We start from the raw sequence: 17,972 nt of genomic DNA on the forward strand, positions 1-17,972 counted from the left end.
AAAAGGAGAGAGGACTAGAATAAAACTTCTTTATTCTAGTCCTTAAAGCGGTTGATTCTAGTTGGCTGTGTCGTCTAAGCCATCAAGATATGCGCGGTCGGAAATATTGGTCCAAACACGTGCTTTTTTCAGATATGCCGCTTGAGATTCAAGAATTTCTTTTGCTAATGGGTCAGCTGCTGCTTTCTCATCAAGTAATTCTTGGTTTGCTTTACGCATAGCATTGAGAACATCTTTCGGGAAGGTTTTCACTTCTACATTTGGATATTCGGTTTTCATTGTTGCCCAGTTTTCACCACTTTCATGGTATGACTGAATGTACATGTCATAGGCAGATACTTTCATTGCGGTACGTAGAATTTCTCTTAGGTCGTCAGGCAACTTTTTCCAAGTACGCTGATTCACTAAGAATTGAAGTTCAGTACTTGGCTCATGCCAACCTGTATAGTAATAAGGTGCAATTTTGTGGAAACCCATGCGTAGATCTAGAGATGGACCTACCCACTCAAGCGCATCGATAGTACGACGTTCTAGTGCAGTGTAAAGCTCGCCAGATGCTATGTTAGTTGGTTTAGCGCCCAATTTAGCCATGACTTCACCAGCAAAGCCTGGAATACGCATTTTAAGACCTTTTAAGTCTTCAACAGAATTGATTTCCTTTTGGAACCAACCACCCATTTGGTTACCAGTGTTACCACCTGGGAATGATAGTAAGCCAAATGGCTTATAAACATCTTGCATTAAGCTCATACCACCACCGTAGTAGAACCAACCATATTGCTCAGGAGTGATCATACCGAATGGCATGGTTGTGAAATAAAGTGTGTTAGGTACCTTCCCTTTCCAGTAGTAAGACGCAGAGTGTCCCATGTCGTATTGACCAGAACGAACCATGTCAAAAATACCAAAGGCTGCTTTGTGTTTGTTTGAAGAGTCTATAGTGATTTTTAAACGGCCACCTGACATCTCTTCAGCGATACGAGCCATGTTTCTTGGTGCGTCCCCGAAGATAGGGAAGTTTGCAGACCAAGTTTCAGCTAGCTTAAGTTTGTAAACTCTATCAGCTGCAAAGCTTGGCATTGTGAAAGCACTCGCAAGTACTGCGGTTGTTGCAATGAGGGTTTTATATTTGAAATTTTTCATTATTTTTATTGTCCTGCAATATGTTTATTGTTTGCTGGTATTACAAAAGCAATAACACTATCGCTTAGGGAGTGATCAAAATAAATTGGCAAGAATACGTAACTTGAGAGGGAGATTACTGAGATTAAACTCAGTATTAATACGTAGTTTTTGTGTTTTAAAAGCTGAAGAGTTTAAAGTGATGAATGAATTTTAACTTTGTTCCTTAAAAGCAAAAACCCAGCCGAAGCTGGGTTTTAAATAGTATTCTTTGTAAGGCGCTTTCGTTAGAAAGTGGTGTTAACCGCCAATGCAAAGATGTTAGCACTAATGTCGTAATCTCCTGAAAAAGAACCTCTATATTGGTTTTCACCAGTAGCTTCTTTAGAAACAGTTACTTCATCAGATGTTAGGCGAATGTATGAGAACATAATTTGTGTTTCTTCAGTTACATCATAAGTTCCACCAAAAGATATCCACTGTCTATCACTGCCTGGCGCTCTAGGAGATAAATTCTCGGAATCAGAAGGCGAGTTGTCGATAGCGTAACCTGTTCTTAGAACAAGATCTTCAGAATAATCATAGGTTAAGCCAACAGAATAAAACCAAACATCGTCGTAGTTAAGAGTTAATACCGAATCAGATTGAGTACTGTCAAAGTCAATTCTAAGTTCTTGTATCGAACTCCAGCCAGTACGCATAGCTGTTAAACCTAATGTAAGGTCTTCAGTTAAATCTTGTTCAACACTAAATGTTAATAATGAAGGTAATGTGTTGTTCGCAGAAATAGTTGTATCAACAATACCTGCACCAGTAGCGTTGGCACTTAAATCTGTATAGGTAGCATTACCTGTTTGATTTACATCGACTTCGCTACGATACCCAATGCCTACTCTTGTGCCCTTTTGTGGTTCTAGGGCAACGCCCAAAGAATAGCCATAAGATAAGCTATCATCCACTTCCAAGTTGCCTTGTCCATCTCCTGAGGTTCCATTAAAATCTGATACAGCTGCATCAAGAGTCATAGATGTGCTGTGTAGTTGAATACTTGCACCAATATCTACCCAGTCATTAACTCTATGTGCTGCACTAAAGGAAAGAGATATATCTTGTAGTTCAGTATTGGTTGCGTGGTATCTACCAGACCAATCTTCATCATATTCGCTTTTAAGAGCATATGGTACGTTAAGAGATACACCTAATACGGTCTTTTCACTAACTGGAATAGCTAAATATATCGATGGAATAATCGCGTCATCAACAGGTTCTGAGCTGTTGATGTTATCAGCAGCAGCAGTAAAGCCATTACCAGATACATTAGTGATATCTGCACTTGGCGAAACATAAGACCCATTAATATATAAGGTCGTTTCAGTTGCATTGGCAAACAAAGCAGGGTTCCAATAACTGAATGAGATATCCGTATCACTTGCAGCATTACCAGCGAGCGCTGTACCTGATGCTGTTGCACTTTGTTCGTTTACCGCAAAGCCAGCTGCAGAGATTTGTTGAGAGATTAAAGTCGCTGTTGCAAGGGTTATTCCAGCAACAAGTTTGGTTTTCTTGAACATAGTAAATTCCTCATTATTATTTTTATGCTTGCGATTACTCTGCGGTAATTCAGCAATCCTTTCCTTATTACGCTTACATAAATCTCATGAAAACTATGAAGTTACTCATAAAAGACTAAATGGATAAGAATCAAGGCAGACTCAGTATTTAGTATTAAGAAACCCATAACAACGTCATAAAAGGTCAAAAAGACCAACAAAAACGTTCAAAACTTGTTCAAGATATTACTGTAAGCTATTCAGAGGGTGATACTTTATTCTTTTGAGGCATTAAAATAAATATGAAATCGGCGTTTTTAATTATAAATCATGCTAAAATTCATCAATTGATTTCACGATGTGAAAGCTAAAAAAAATCCCCGCACATAGCGGGGATGAAAGTAATAATGTTTAATCTACATCTCTTATCCAACTAGATAAAAGCAGGTTATAATTTTACTAAAGCTGTTAAAAAGATGTGTTTAGGGCAATAGAAACCACATGTGCATTTGATTCATAATCAGCATTGAAAGAGCCTCTTGAAGCATCTTCCGCTAAGTTTCCATCTCTATTCACAGTGACGTCATCAATTAGGATATAGCTATAAGAAGCAATAATTTGCGTTGTGTCAGAGTATTGGTACGTCCCACCAAATGCCAGCCACTGGCGATCTCCGTCTGGTGTTCTTGCAGAGCGATATTGATCTGTTACTGGAGAATAGTCTATGGCATAACCTGTTCTTAAAACGAGATTATCTGAGTAATCATAAGTTAGGCCTACAGAGTAAAACCATTGATCCTCAAATCCAAAAGTTAAGACTGAATCTGGTTGAGTATTATTATCTGCACCCGGTTCAAATTCGATGCGTAGCTCTTGCATAGAGGACCAACCAGTTAAGATTGCAGAAGCTCCGAATGTAAGCTTATCTGTTAAATCTTGTTCTAGACCAAAAGATAAAACAGAAGGTAAAGTGTTTTCGGATTGTAATCCTGCATTATCAACACCTAGTGCTTTTAAGGTGTTTCCTATATTAGTATATTTAGCTTCTCCATCTGCTACTAGCTCTACTTCACTTCGATACCCTACACCAATACGAGTACTATCAGTCGGATTCAAGGTAAAGCCTACAGAGTATGCATAGGCAATGTCATCTCCTTTAAGTGACCCATAACCGTCACCATTAACGCTTCCTCCGGCTGCGAAGTCCGTTGTTTCTGCATCTAATTGAACTTCAGCGCTGTGCACTTGAAAGCTTGCACCAAGAGAGAACCAGTCTGAAAATTTATGTGCAGCACTAAAAGCAAGTGAAATATCTTGGATAGATGACTCTGCAGAGTGGTATCGACCAGCCCATCCATCATCGTAATCACCAGATAATCCAAAAGGCACATTAAGCGATACACCTAACACCGTTTTATCGCTTACTGGTACCGCTAGATAAATAGAAGGGACAAGTGTGGTATCCACAACATCACCAGTATCTGTTGCAGTGGCAGTCATGTCGTTATTGTTTGGATCTTGGGCAGAGTTAACCGTGACATCCATAGTTGGCACGATTAACGCACCTGAAATATATAAACTTGTCTCAGTTGCATTGGTTAAAAGCGCTGGGTTCCAATAACTATATGAAATATCAGCATTACTTGCAGCTGCTCCAGCAAGGGCGTTACCTGATGCGGTCGCACTTTGGTCATTGAGTGAAAAGCCTGCTGCTTGAAGGTTTTGCGCTAAGATTGTTGCGCTAGCAATCGTCATACTGGCAACTAATTTGGTGTATTTGAACATAGTAGAATCCTTATTATTTTTATAGTTGGCCATTATTCAATCACTGTGCCTGTGGCATCGGATATGGTGAGAGTCGCACCTTTACTGGATAGGAAGCTTGCAATTTCTGCTTGCATTTCTGTTGTGGCAGCGGCTGCGGCAGTTGCGCTTTCAGTTACTCCTGCTTCATGGTTTGGATCTACAGCAGAGGTATGTTTGCCGACGAGGAAGTTAGTATAAAGGCGTAAACCAGTGCCTGTGGTGCTGGTGGATTGTTTAGTCAAATTAAGGGTGTTTAACCAACCCAGTGTTCCTGCAATTGGAAAGCCATCACTAATAACATCATTGGGTACTGTTTGGTCACTTAAATTGGTACTCCCATTACCAATAACTTGGGTCGCTAGCGTAGGGGTTGTGGTTGTTTTTGTCGACCAGATTAGGGCATCGCCTGAATCAACAACCACTTGTGCTCCATTAATGAAGGCACTTAAGAAGCCTGGGTAGCCAAGATCTATCATAGCTTTAAATTCAGCAGAAGCTTGTGCTTCTGTTGCCCCTAAAGACGCTTGTGCTTGAGCAGCCGTCATGCCAATGGCTGTTTGAGCGGCACTACCATAGGTGTCGCCAGAGGCTGCTTGTAGGATTAAAGCTTCGTTGGTTGTATAACCTAGTGCTTCGGCAACACCACCAGAAAATGAAGTTGTTGAAACGAGTGCTTCTTTTACAATAGGGCCAAACGACTTAGAGTAGCCCATAATAGGGCCAACTTGAGTTCCACCAACAGTCAACGCTGAAGCGCTGAAGTTAAATGCATTATCAGCATCATCACGAATTTCTGACATAGCTTGTGCCACAGTACCAATCATGGAGCCAAGTGAGATTCCCACTAGGCTAACTTCTGAGGTGTTGATAGCAGCATTAGTAGAGGTTAAATCTGTATTGCTAATTGCCCAGCGTAAGGCTAACTGATCACTTGCGGCCTGTCTTAAATTATCGCGAGCAGTTAAAAGACTAGATAGGTTTGCAAAAACAGCCGAATTACCGTTTGCATATTTAGCGCCATAGCTGGTTGAAGTCGCGGTAAACTCATAAACGCCATCTCCCGTGGTATCTAATGAGCGACTGCCATGTAAAGGGTGATCTATTGATATGAGTGCAAATCCAACCGCAGCCATTGAAGGTGATAAGAGAAATGCATTTTCTTTAACGGCAGTAATTCCATGTATGTACTGAGCAACTTTAACTTCAGTTAAATTGAGGGCATTCATTAAAGTTGTATTAGGCACAAGGAGCTGAACACTAATGCTGTTTGGAGATAGTGCTGCAGTTGTTGCGTCATACGCTGCGCTTGTATTGTCGACCGTTTCTACAGGTGTCGCAAAAGCAGTTGAACCTTTCCAAGGTGACTGACCAGAAGCGTTTTTCCAATTACCGCATAAGGTGCTGAAACTGCAGGTTAAAGATGTATTTATTGTCGGATAACCAGGATAAGGCAGGTAATAAGGGATATCTAAAGTGCCTTTATAATACAAGGTGTTTTGAGTGATGAAAGCAGCTTGAGAAGCGTCATCAAAGGTTGTGCCATAGTTAGCAGCTAAAATGTCTCTGACTGTAAAGCCTGTATTTGTTAGGCCTGTAATTGTCCCTGCATCTGTGACTATTTTATCCATTACAGCTTGTGCTGTTGACTCAACATCTTGTGTTGTCCAAGTTGCCGAATACATCACATCAGATGCATTAAGTGTTGTGAACCCCGCAATGAGTGTATTAGTACCAGCTAGTAAAGTGTTTAATGATATTTCTGTTGCGCTAGCTGCGCCCGTTCCTTCACTATAGGTGTTAAATGTAGATGACCGGGTAACAGTTTGCCCAAAGCTGTCTTTAACAAGTGCACTTACTCCCAGAAAGTAACCAGTATTAGCTTCAAATGGTTTGAGAGGCGTAACAACTATACCGTCATCACTGGTGCTTAAGGAATAATCAGTTCCATAAGTTAGCTGGGTGATATCAGTCAAGCTATCGTCACAGGTTCCTAAAATTACTGATGTCGCACTTTTACACTTAAAAATATAAACAGCGCCAGCTTGTTTGACTGAAGCACTATCAAGTGTGGTTTGATGAATTGCACTATCAGGTAATTCAATCTGGATAGTAAAAGGTGTACCTAGCCCCCAACCGTCTAACTGCGCAGTTGCTGCGTATACATCTGCTGTATTTTGTCCCGTTATATTGTTTAAGCGACCAAATGTACTGCTTGCTGAGTTAGTGTCTAATAATAAGTCGTTTGGGGTTGATAAGACTGCGGTAGTTGCTAAAGGAGCAAAACTAACGATAGGGCTAGCAACATCACTGCTGTCGGTTGAATCGATTGACTCATTACAACCAGCAATGAATACACTACTGCTGAGAAGAGTGGCGAAGAGGGCTTTGTTCATATCTGATCTCACATTTTTATTGTTATGGCTGAGTGAAATAACGTTTTAACATCTATTTGATATTTGGTTTAGTTATTTGTTATCGATCAAGATATGTCTTTTTAGGTATGTTGGTAAATAAAAAAATGCAGAAAAATCCATATTTCAAAATTTTAAAATTTATTGCCTTATGAAAATTAAAGCTAATGTAATCAATGTGTTAATCTAAATTAGAATTTACTAAAATTATTTTATTACTGAAATATAAGAATTTTTTATAGGTTTTTAACATAAAGATACATTTAGAAGGCGTGTAACAAGACTTAATTGAACGTACATTTAATTAAAGGAAAAATGCCATTAAAATTTTGACCGAATGAAGTAAGTAAGTAGTGAAATGGCTTCTTTTACAATCAGGGAAGGTATATTCGACTTTATAATATTTAGGATGGTAGATGTATTAGTTGTACGTAAAAATCAATTTTAGGTTTAAATGCCATCGTAACTTTGATGCGACTATAGATAAATTAGCTGGAAATTTGTTTAAAAAAGCTTCTATTTAGCCCTGCTTGAATAAGCTGGTGAATTGATAAATTACTAGATATAAAAATCTAAAAAGGATTTGTTTTATGCTTGCTATATAGAAACAGTAGGAAGAATTCTTCGATAAATGAGAGGAATCAATAATTGTTTTTTAGCTATCCAAATTTAGTTGATGCTTTAAGATGAGTAAGGGCTTAGTAAGTGTCTTTAATCCTTAAAACACCATACGAAGCTGCTTCGCTTTTTCGTTATCATTGTTAGTCCATTCTTGCATTGGTGTCGGTTTTCCAAAGTAATAGCCTTGAAGAGTGTTACAGCCAAGTGAACCAAGCAGGGTTGCTTGCTCTTTCGTTTCTATGCCTTCAGCTACGACTTTCATATTAAGAGACTTGGCCATTTCTATTGTTGATTTGACAATATCAAGGTGTCTTTGATCAGAAGGAAGAGGGGCAACAAAGCGACGGTCAATTTTCAAAATGTTGGCAGGAATGTCAATCAATTGGCCTAAAGAGGCCTGGCCTGTACCAAAGTCATCTATGGCAATTGAGAAACCATATTGAGATAAAGTCCTTAGGCGCTTATGAATAAGTTGGTTTGTCATCACACTACTGGTTTCTGTAATCTCAAGCTCAAGCATTTCGCTTAACCAAGCATAATCAGCACTTAAAGACATAAGTAAGGCAAAGAAGGTGTCATCCATTAACTCTTGGCCTGCAAGGTTAATGGCTACAGGAGTCTTGATATGTTCTTGATGCCAAGAAGCTAATAAAGAAACAAGTTCCCTCAGCAAGTTTTCAGCAAGCTTAGGCAGTAGTCCTAAATTCTCTGCAATACGGATAAACACCATAGGTGATATGTGTTTACCATTTTCCAATTGCCATCTTGCAAGAGCTTCAAAAGAAACTATGGTGCCGTCTGCTGAAACCTGTGGCTGTAGCCACAAATGTATATCGTTACGTTTAATCGCTTCACTTAATAAAGTACCAAGTTGGTACTCTTCAATCAGATTAGACTCTCGAGTGTGATTATAATATGCGAGCCTGTCTGCACTGGTGGCATTTTCTAATGCCATCTCACAATGCTCTATTAACTCTTGTGCACTTTTGCCGTCAGCAGGTGTATAGCTAATACCAACATGGTATTCCAAATTGATAGCTTCACCGTTTAACTTTAATTGAGTTGGTAAAACAGATTGAACAAGGGCAGATAAATTTCGTTGTATTAAATAGGTGTGCCCAATAGGGATAAAGCAGGCAAATTTCACGCCTCTTAATCGGCCTGTAATTGTCTTATCTGAGAGATTTTCTTGTAATTTTCGGGCAAAGCTAACAATGACTTGGTTGGCTCTTTGTTGTCCAAACTGTTTATTTAACAGCTTGAACTGGCTAATGCGGATAATAAACATTGCCCCTGTTTTATGCTCCTGGCCTTTTGTTATTTTCTCATTTACTAGTTGGCAAAAATTAGCATGATTAGGAAGTTGCGTTAGAGCGTCATATTTAGCTAAACGAGAGTTCTTCTCTTGCGTATGGTTCAGAACCTTTCGCATTGCTTTGAGATGAGTCACATTCTGTAGGTGCATGACGTAATAGCCATGGGTTGTCAGGTTTGATCTATGGAGCTCGAAGTGAATGCTTTCATCAGACCTTAACTGGCAATTGCTGGCGTTTGATTGCCAAAAATATTTTTCACTCGACTTACCTATTGGTGATAACCAACGATTTATAAAGGTTTCTTCGAGTTGGTTGCTATCTTCAAAGCCAAGCAAGCTGGTTGCTTTTTGGTTAGCTTTTAATATTTGTCCATTTCGATTGCATAATAAGGTTGCAGTACCTGTATGCTCAAAAATTTCTTCGTAGAGTTCATTGTTACGGAAAATCTTATGATTTAGCTTTTCCATTTGCTTTGCATTCGCTTCTAAAGTGTAAAAAATACGAGAGATGGCGAGTGGTATAGCAATATTAATAAAGATAAATACAGCAGTGTGAAAATGAATATGGGAGTTAAAGACTAAAACATTTTCTCCAGCGAAAGGTAGCTTTGCTCCAAAGTCAGTCACTATATAGGCATAAGTAATAAAGTTGAATGCCATGGCAAGTAAAGACGCTTTAACACCAAAAAATAAACGAGCAAGTATGGGAATGCTGTACAAAAACATAAGGCCATAGGTGAGCGTTTGATCGTCTTTAATAAAAGGAATAGTCAGTAGTGAAAAGGTAAGAAGAGAAATGATAAAGGTAGCTGAAAGTTTACTTGAATAATGTTTGCTGGCTTTGAGGAGGTAGAGAGTGAGTAGAATAAAACTGATATTCAAAATAACGAGTAATGGACCCTCATTATGCCAAGTTTCTATCCCCGAAAAGAGCGTAATGCAAGAGGCAAAGCTCAAGGCTGCGACGAGAAGAATACGTAACGCACTTTTACGAAAAGTATCCTTATCATGCAGAGCAAGCTGCTCTTCTTTAATTAAAAAAAAATCTTTTAAAAAACTTATCAACATCAATCAACTTTTAGGTACAGCGTGGAACAGGTATAAAAACCTTAACTTTGAAACATAGATATAGCAAACCTTAATATTACAGGTCTGCTTGTATTTTGCAAAAATATCTAAAAATCAGATGCTTAAAAAGAGAGAAGAACAAATTTTATGTAAAAGTTGAATGTTTTTTGAACATCTGTTCACCACTTATATCATTAGACCCTAAGTTTATGTAGGTGATTATCCCATTTCCATTTCGGCATACGAGCCAGCGCTAGCTTGTCATTTGTAATGGGATTCACAAAAATGCGTTTTCCTTTACCTGTGGTAATTAAAAACTCATTTGGGTTCTGGCTAGGGGAAAGTCCGCACACATCTTGAAAATTATGATATGTAAGATACTTCCAAGAGCTTGCTTGCCAATAGACGACTAGATCGCCCCTTGGTGAGGAGATAGCCAAAGTTTCACCAGAGGCGTCATAGGCTACACTACCGCAATAATGTTTAAGGCGGCGGTTTATATCTTGAGGGAGAGGCAAGAATTGAAACTGATCAGAGTTAATATCAGCGACTGCAACTAAAGGGACATCATCCCATTTATCACCTTGATATTGGAAACCTACCGCAACGCTTCCTTCTTTATTTATATCTAGGTGACGAATGCTTAGTTGATGAAGCTCCTCATTTAAAGTCAGCTTGTTTATCAAGTTTCCAGTTTTCAATGAGATAAAACATAGGCTTGCTTGCATTGTCTCTAAATTGAGGATTCTTCTGTCGTTATCTGGGTGGGTTTGTAATCCACCGTTAGCAACAACAAGCGTATCACTATCAAGCAGGCATGATTCATGTGGTCCAATACCATAACTTGAAAACTGATTAACGATTTCACCCGTCGCAACTGACCTAATAAATATTTTTCCCTGACCACTTGGGTAGTGATTTTCTTGGGTAATAAGAAACAGGCCATCTGGAGAGAATAAACCATGCCCATAAAAATGGTGATCCGTCTCAGGTGTAATTCTACTTAAACGTTTACCGCTATCAACATCGTATAGATCGATATAAAAACCAGGTCGTCGTGCGACAACCGCAATGATAGATTTATTTGGATGAACAATTGGAGCGTGAGCTCTTTCTGGTAGCGCTTGCTGCCACTTTATCTTTCCTTCTTGGTCGAAGACTGAAAAAAAGTGCTGATCTTGATTAAGACTAAAAGCAGAAGCAAATAACATTTTCTTACTTGAGTCATTACCTGCTAATACTTTCCATGAAGAGAGCCCAGAAAGGGCTGCTCCTCGTGTTAATACTTGACGTCTAGTTAACACCTTAATCTCCGTCGCGGCTATTAAAGCCAATCTGGAATCCAAGCTTAGTAACAAGACTTAGCAATTCATTTTGAGCTTTAGAGAGTGCAGAAACGACGGGTTTAGCTAGCTCAACTCTAGTGTTTTTAGCCAAGGAGTCTGAATAAAAGTCATCAGGTAATTTACTGGCCTCTACTAGAGCTTGTTTAAATGACTCATCTAGTTGCTTCGCAAGCTTAGGTTCAGTTGCTAATGCTTTTTGGTAGAGAGAGTTTTCTCCTGCGTGATATAAGGCATTATATAAGGTGATGTTTTGCTTAATCGCATTAAGAGATTGCTCACTGCGATAAAACTCAGCTAATTTAAGATTGGCTTTACCACGCCAACCTATAGGAGTTTCAATTTTACTCTCTTTCACCATAGACATGTGTTCAAGCCATTGTTGAATCATTTTTTCAAGGCTAAGTGAAACAATATCACCTACTTCATCTTCATCAAAGAAAGTCCAATCGGCCAATTGACCTGTTTGCCATTCTTGATAAATTCTGTCGGTACTTTGTTCATGGTGTTGGCCAACTTGAACAAGTAATTGGCAATATTCAGGTTTGTTCATAGGGTCAAATTGAGAGCGATACAATAATGATTCTATGGCCGTTAAACCTCGAACAGCAATACTGGCAGAACGCCAAAACTTTTCATCTGAGGTATCAACATCATTTTTGATCAAGCTTGTAAGTTGTCTTTGCGTTAAGCCTTTTTTGTCTGGCCAATATTCGAATGAATAATAGCGCATAAATAATGTCACAGGCCCAAAGTTAAGCCATTGTACTTGTTGCCAATCTTGTAAGTTATCTGCAAAGGCAGTTTGAGTATGAGAGAGTTTCTCTGCATTTGGTTGTTGGCAAAATGCTTCGATACTGCGACTTAATTTCGCAGCAGATTGAGAGAAATCAAGATAATTTGGTGAAATAAGCTCTTTGTTAATACCATTAAAGGTATCTAGCCAAGGGCTTTGTTTTTCCATATCCGCTGCGCTCACAGCGAAAGGAAGACTTAAAGAGAGGAGTGTAATAGGAAGCTTTAACAATGTTTTCATCTATAGGGATTCCAAAAAATAAATTAAGTCGTTTCTTTGTGTTTTATTTAATTGTAAAAAGCCTAATTGGCTTTGCTTTGCTTCACCGCCATGCCAAGCAATTGCTTCGACTAAATTTCGTGCTCGACCATCATGTAAATAACTTTCTCTACCTGAAGTTATTTTATTAAGCGCATTTCCCCATAAAGGGGGTGTACGCCATTCTTGTCCATTGGCATTAAACTCATTACCTGTATCTGCAAGGTCTGGCCCCATTTCATGTAAGAGGAAGTCGCTAAACGGATAAAAAGTCTTGCTGGCAAGCACCTTATATTCAGTCTCACTGCTTGTTGTCATTTTTGGTGTATGGCAACCAGCACAATTAAGTTGGTCAAAGACTAACTTACCTTGCATGAATTTTTTGTCAGAAAGGTTTCTAATTTTGCTTGGGGCAGAAAGAGCAGAAAACTTATTTACTAAGAGCATTATTTGGTTACTTACTTCAAGATTATCCAAATGTTCGCTATTACCGTTAGCTAGATTCAAACAGGCTGTTTGGGCTTGCGTACAATCACCATAAGGAGAAGTAACAAGTGGTGTAGATAACCCAAGATCACCATTAAAAGCACTTTGATTTTGTTCAGATAAAGTGGCGACTGTGGCTTTCCAGCCAAACTTACCTACAGCCCAAGTCTGGTTGATCTTATCCCAAACTCGATTTGCTCTACCACTAATGCCATCACCATCTTCGTCATGGATATCTTCATTAGCCAGTATTGTTTCTTCATCAAGAGCGTCAATTAAACCTACACCCGTTAAAGCAGGAGAAACCCTTCCAGATAAAGATGTGTCTTTATTAAACTCGCCGTACCCTAATTTATTTAGAGAGTAGTTTGGTTTCCTTAACTCAATGGGCGTGTTATCGCTAAAATTAAGGGTGGAATATTCATATTCAACAATTAGCTCAGCTTCTGGTGGCAGCTCAGTGGTTGATAATGTTTGGAGTTGAGTACCGTAACGAGTGTCTCCTGTTACCGCGGTTTTGGGATCAAATCCAGTAGGGCGTGGCCAACGTTTGAGCCTGACAAAGAATGAAGGCGTTGTTATCGCACTTTGTAGATTTGCTGGAGCATGACCTTTGGCATTATTTAAATGGCAGCTGTGACAAGAGCGAGCATTGTATAAAGGGCCTAAACCATCACTTGCAGTGGTTGAAGAGGGTGATGCAACCCAAAACTTTTCGAATAGTGATCTACCAATGCTATGGTTAAATTTCTCTTCAGCGGAAAGGCTTGTAAAAGGTTGTTGGAATGCGTTTGCATCAATTTTGCTGGTGGCAGCATTTGAGCTAGTCGAAAATGCAAAAAAACTGGCAACAAGTAAACTTGCTCCAGCATTATGGAATAAAGCGTTCAATGTTAGGCTCTGCATTAATTCATGAGGTAACTAAAATCGTATCGTATCTTTATATATGTAAAAAGAGACAGCAAAAATTGCTGCCTCTTTTTCAGTCTTTTTAGAATACAGCGCTTGGGTTATCCAAACTGTCTGATCCTTCAAGAGTAATATCTTCAAGATCTAATAGACGAATGATTTCTTCAGTTGTTCTTGTTTCAGCAACTAGAGAGTCAACGAAATCTTGTACCAACTGGTTACCAGCTTGGTTACCCATGCCGATTAGAACGTCAAATGTTTGACCTACTTGTGCAGCGTCAACCATAGCCTGACCAGCAGTTTGGGTGTTTTCTAGTTTACCTTTCATTTCAGCATCTAGAATAGAGTCTTGCGCGCTAACTAATGCGGATAGAGAAGCACCTTTAACCCAAGAACCATCAACACGTTGGTACTCACCTAGGTAAACATTCTGAATGCCTTTTGCATCGTAGAAGTGTGAGTAGTGAGTGTTGTCAGAGAAGCAATCATGCTCTTCTTCTGGATCGTGTAGCATTAGGCCTAACTTAGTACGTTCACCACCAAGTTCACCGTAAGCCAAGCTACCCATACCTGTTAGGATTGTTGCCAAGCCTTGCTTGTCACCTTGGTCTAGGATTGCTTGACGAGCTTCACCGTTAGCACCCCAGTTAGCAGCCATTTCTTCAAGATCTGTGATTAGCAAATCAGTTGCCGCAACAAGGTAAGCTGCACGTCGGTCACAATTACCACCAGTACAGTTGTTTACATCGTAATCAGTAGCAGGGCGCTCACCCGCACCAGGGTTGGTACCGTTCAAATCTTGTCCCCATAATAGGAATTCGATTGCGTGGTAACCAGTTGCAACATTGGCTTCAACTTCATCAGCTTCGTGAAGTTCTTGTAGAAGAGCTGGTGTAATGTCGCTTGTATCTACTTGTTTGCCGGCAATTGTCAAAGAGGTAGAAGCAACAACGTTTGCAGTATAAAGAGGGTTTACATCTGAATCAGTACCATAATCAGTTGCAACATAGTCAATCAGACCTTCATCAAGAGGCCAAGCGTTAACTTTACCTTCCCAATCATCAACAACAGCATTACCGAAACGGTAAACTTCACTTTGCTGATAAGGTACACGTGAATCAATCCAAGCTTGACGAGCTTTCGCCAAGTTAGCTTCTGTTGGGTTTGCAACAAACTGATCAATAGCAACTTTCAGTGTTTGAGCTGTTGTTAAAGAGTCAGTGTAAATTGCTTGCGCAATATCAGAGTAATTAATTACAACATCATTTGCTGTGATTGTTTTGTTAGGCTGAACGCCCTGTGATCCACAAGCAGTAAGTAAAGTTGCAGCAACACATGCCGCAATCGGTGTAACAAAACGTTTCATTTAAAAACTCCAATTAAGTAATATTTTAGTTAACTTAATAGGTATCGTAGTTAAAATGAAAATCATTATCAAGTGCATTATTGAACTAAATTCGTTTTTTAGAACAATTGCTTGCTTATCTATAACAAGATTGACCAAAGTCATTAATTGCCAAATCATCAAAGTTTAAAAGACAGCCTTTTTCTCTTAAATGCGATTCATTTTCCCAAGAAACTTTTAAGTTTTGAGGCTTACTTGTTGGATAGCTAGGGATAAATCGATAAGAGGCTAACAACTCTAATTCTGTATTCGGTGCTAACTTAACCGTACTTCCAACTAATTTTTGGCGTGTCTCGATATTGTATAAGCTGTAGTCAGTTGTATATTCGGTTGCCCCATTGGCATGCTCAAAGGTTAACCAAATCTTTTTAAAGGACTTACTTTCGTTACTTGGGTTACTTAACTTGATACGTGTATGTATGACTTGAGCTGTATAACTTGGTTGGTTATTAGAGGTATTTACATAGGTGTAATTATTATTCTCGGCTTGCCAAGGTAAGCGATTACCAAAAGAGATGTCTACCAGTTGGATGCTCTCATTTGCAAACTGCTTAGCTGTCCAACTAAGCATATCTTTTACAGGGGAATAGGCGGCTAATAAAAAGAGAACAAGAATAAGGTAGATATTATTGAATAGACCTAGCTTTAATAATGAGTTTTTCATATCTGCAATCTCGATAGCTGTTTATTTGTACAGTACTGTATAAATAAACAGGTTATTCGTCAAGACTCAATTTTTATAGATATCCACACACTCTGTAATAAAAATATAATTTTTTTAAATTTAATTTTGCAAATGAGGTGACAGCTTGACCTATGGGTATTTGAAGAAAAAAAACTACTGTTTAAATAAACAGATTCGGAAAAAAAACAGCACAAAAAGAGCAAAATTTTTTTCTTAAAAAATATTGACAGTTGAATTTAAGAAAACCCTTTTTAACCACGATTAATTATTAAGATTTTGTTTTATAAGGAAAAAAATGTAATTCCCACAGATTTTTTCACGGATTTTGTGGACAGAATTATTGTCAAGTGACTCCATGAATTGAAAGCAATTTTTTTGAGCATAATTTCATGCTAAATCCTGCTAAGCCAAGTTAGCAAATCTTTCCTTACTTACCTTGCAGCACGGGTTTTATCTGTATTTTGAGATTGAGTTCTGTTTTTAATTTGCCTGTGGATAACTTTTTTGTAATAAAAATTTAATTTGTTTATAGCGTGGGGCTGCATTGAAATGAGCGAATCTCTATAATGCCTGCCTCAGTATTTAGGTGATCAGCAATTGAATAAAGTAGATGTTTTGATAATAGGTGCAGGCGCATCAGGTTTAATGTGTGCAGCAAATGCAGCTTATCGTGGTAGGTCAGTCACACTGATAGACCATGCAAATATGGCAGGTAAAAAAATTATCATGTCAGGAGGAGGCCGCTGTAACTTTACGAATATGGATGCTTCTCCTAAACATTTCTTATCTCAGAACCCTCACTTTGTTATATCGGCTTTAAAACGCTATGTGCCAAGTAATTTTGTAGAGCTAATGGATAGACATGGCTTAGAGTATGTTGAAAAAGCACCTGGTCAGCTATTTTGTCAAAAGAGCGCAAAAGACCTACTGTCTATTTTGTTGACTGAATGCGAATGGGCAGGCGTAAATATCTCTTTAAACACCAAGGTTGTTAAAGTGACAGACTTGGGTGAATGCAAAGAAGTAGAAACAAACCAAGGTACCTTTATTTGCGAATCCTTAGTGATCGCAACAGGAGGGCTTTCAATCCCTTCTAAAGGAGCGACTGGGTTTGGCTATCAAATTGCAGAACAGTTTGGTCTTGAAGTGTTGCCCACAAGAGCAGGCTTAGTGCCGGTCACCTTGCAACCAGATTTGAAAGCGAAATTCGAACCCTTAGCAGGTGTAAGCTGTGATGTGTCTGTAACAGCCAATAAAACAAGCTTCACAGAACCCATGCTATTTACCCATAGAGGTTTAAGTGGCCCTGCCATTTTACAGATATCTAACCATTGGCTACCGGGCGATGAACTTAAAATCGACCTTTACCCTGCCGAGTCTATCTACTCATTATTGGTAAAAGCGAGAGAAAAGAACCCGAAAAGCCAAATTGATAAAGTGCTATCCCAGCTATTACCAAAACGCTTGGCCAGTATGCTAATTGAAGATCATAAGTGGCAAGGTGTTTTGGCTGAATATGGTAATCAAGCATTCGAAGAAATCGCCGAAACACTGCATAACTGGGTCATTAAGCCCAACGGCACAGAAGGCTACCGCACAGCTGAGGTGACATTAGGTGGAGTAGATACAAACTATGTATCTTCAAAAACCTTCGAAGCAAAAGACGTTAAAGGCTTATTTTTTATTGGTGAAGTCCTCGATGTCACAGGTTGGTTAGGTGGATATAACTTCCAATGGGCTTGGGCGAGTGGTTATTGTGCTGCGCAATATGTTTAACAACAAACAGAGATAATATAGAACTCAGCTTTGAGTACGAGAAATTTTGAACTAATTGGGCATGATTACTACGTATTAAAGAGCGCTATAGTTTTTATAGCTTCATTTAATATACCAAAGGAAATAAAAATGAATTTAAACCCAATTGATATAGGAAAGAATGTAGTAGAGACTGGTGTTGGTATTGCTAAAGATACCATTGGTGGTGCTGTAGAAGGAGCAGTTGAAGGTGCTGTCACTGGGCTTTTAACTGGTGGCCCAGCAGGAGCCGCTGCGGGTGCTGCTGCAGGCGCAACTACAGGTGCTACTGAAGCAGCAACAGAGTCAACTTTAGAGGCGCTGGATAAAAATATCCTCTCTTTCTAAGCAAATAGCACTTTGACTACAAATTTATGAGTCACTGGCTACTTCGGCCATAAAT

12 protein-coding genes are annotated in these 17,972 nt (G+C 39.0%); 2 read left to right on the forward strand and 10 right to left on the reverse strand.

Going from position 1 to position 17,972, the window contains the following annotated elements; genetic code table 11:
• Window positions 1–57: 57 nt before the first annotated feature.
• The 10 genes from OA91_RS21055 to OA91_RS21100 all read right to left on the reverse strand — a co-directional run bounded on the left by OA91_RS21055 (window position 58) and on the right by OA91_RS21100 (window position 15,754).
• Window positions 58–1,143 (reverse strand): TRAP transporter substrate-binding protein, encoded by a 1,086-nt coding sequence (locus OA91_RS21055; protein WP_063339723.1) that lies wholly within the window; start codon window positions 1,141–1,143, stop codon window positions 58–60.
• 266 nt (window positions 1,144–1,409) lie between these two features.
• Window positions 1,410–2,693 (reverse strand): OmpP1/FadL family transporter, encoded by a 1,284-nt coding sequence (locus tag OA91_RS21060; protein WP_063339724.1) that lies wholly within the window; start codon window positions 2,691–2,693, stop codon window positions 1,410–1,412.
• Window positions 2,694–3,140: 447 nt separating this feature from the next.
• Window positions 3,141–4,457 carry an OmpP1/FadL family transporter gene (locus tag OA91_RS21065; protein ID WP_063339725.1) on the reverse strand — a complete coding sequence of 439 codons (1,317 nt, stop codon included), beginning with the start codon at window positions 4,455–4,457 and terminating at the stop codon, window positions 3,141–3,143.
• A 32-nt stretch (window positions 4,458–4,489) separates the two neighbouring features.
• On the reverse strand, window positions 4,490–6,871 hold the full coding sequence (locus OA91_RS21070) for a hypothetical protein (protein WP_063339726.1): 2,382 nt from the start codon (window positions 6,869–6,871) through the stop codon (window positions 4,490–4,492).
• A 736-nt stretch (window positions 6,872–7,607) separates the two neighbouring features.
• Window positions 7,608–9,893 carry a bifunctional diguanylate cyclase/phosphodiesterase gene (locus OA91_RS21075; RefSeq protein WP_063339727.1) on the reverse strand — a complete coding sequence of 762 codons (2,286 nt, stop codon included), beginning with the start codon at window positions 9,891–9,893 and terminating at the stop codon, window positions 7,608–7,610.
• A 194-nt stretch (window positions 9,894–10,087) separates the two neighbouring features.
• Window positions 10,088–11,197, reverse strand: coding sequence for a DUF1513 domain-containing protein (locus OA91_RS21080; RefSeq protein ID WP_063339728.1), 1,110 nt, complete (start codon window positions 11,195–11,197; stop codon window positions 10,088–10,090).
• Between the two features lies 1 nt (window position 11,198).
• Window positions 11,199–12,272: an imelysin family protein gene (locus tag OA91_RS21085; RefSeq protein ID WP_063339729.1), complete on the reverse strand. Its 1,074-nt coding sequence runs from the start codon at window positions 12,270–12,272 to the stop codon at window positions 11,199–11,201.
• Window positions 12,273–13,682, reverse strand: coding sequence for a di-heme oxidoreductase family protein (locus OA91_RS21090; protein WP_063339730.1), 1,410 nt, complete (start codon window positions 13,680–13,682; stop codon window positions 12,273–12,275).
• Between the two features lie 85 nt (window positions 13,683–13,767).
• The gene (locus OA91_RS21095; protein WP_046019180.1) at window positions 13,768–15,051 is read right to left on the reverse strand and encodes an imelysin family protein; all 1,284 of its coding nucleotides are present in this window, start codon (window positions 15,049–15,051) and stop codon (window positions 13,768–13,770) included.
• A 115-nt stretch (window positions 15,052–15,166) separates the two neighbouring features.
• Entirely contained in the window at window positions 15,167–15,754 is a 588-nt protein-coding gene (locus OA91_RS21100) for a hypothetical protein (protein ID WP_046019179.1), read from the reverse strand.
• A gap of 666 nt (window positions 15,755–16,420) precedes the next feature.
• Here OA91_RS21100 and OA91_RS21105 point away from each other — a divergent pair.
• Together OA91_RS21105 and OA91_RS21110 are read left to right on the forward strand one after the other, a co-directional pair.
• Window positions 16,421–17,551 carry an NAD(P)/FAD-dependent oxidoreductase gene (locus OA91_RS21105; RefSeq protein ID WP_063339760.1) on the forward strand — a complete coding sequence of 377 codons (1,131 nt, stop codon included), beginning with the start codon at window positions 16,421–16,423 and terminating at the stop codon, window positions 17,549–17,551.
• A gap of 129 nt (window positions 17,552–17,680) precedes the next feature.
• Window positions 17,681–17,917: a hypothetical protein gene (locus OA91_RS21110; RefSeq protein WP_063339731.1), complete on the forward strand. Its 237-nt coding sequence runs from the start codon at window positions 17,681–17,683 to the stop codon at window positions 17,915–17,917.
• Window positions 17,918–17,972 lie beyond the last annotated feature (55 nt).

Origin of the sequence: Marinomonas sp. SBI8L (assembly GCF_001624705.1) — a bacterium.
Classification (GTDB): domain Bacteria; phylum Pseudomonadota; class Gammaproteobacteria; order Pseudomonadales; family Marinomonadaceae; genus Marinomonas.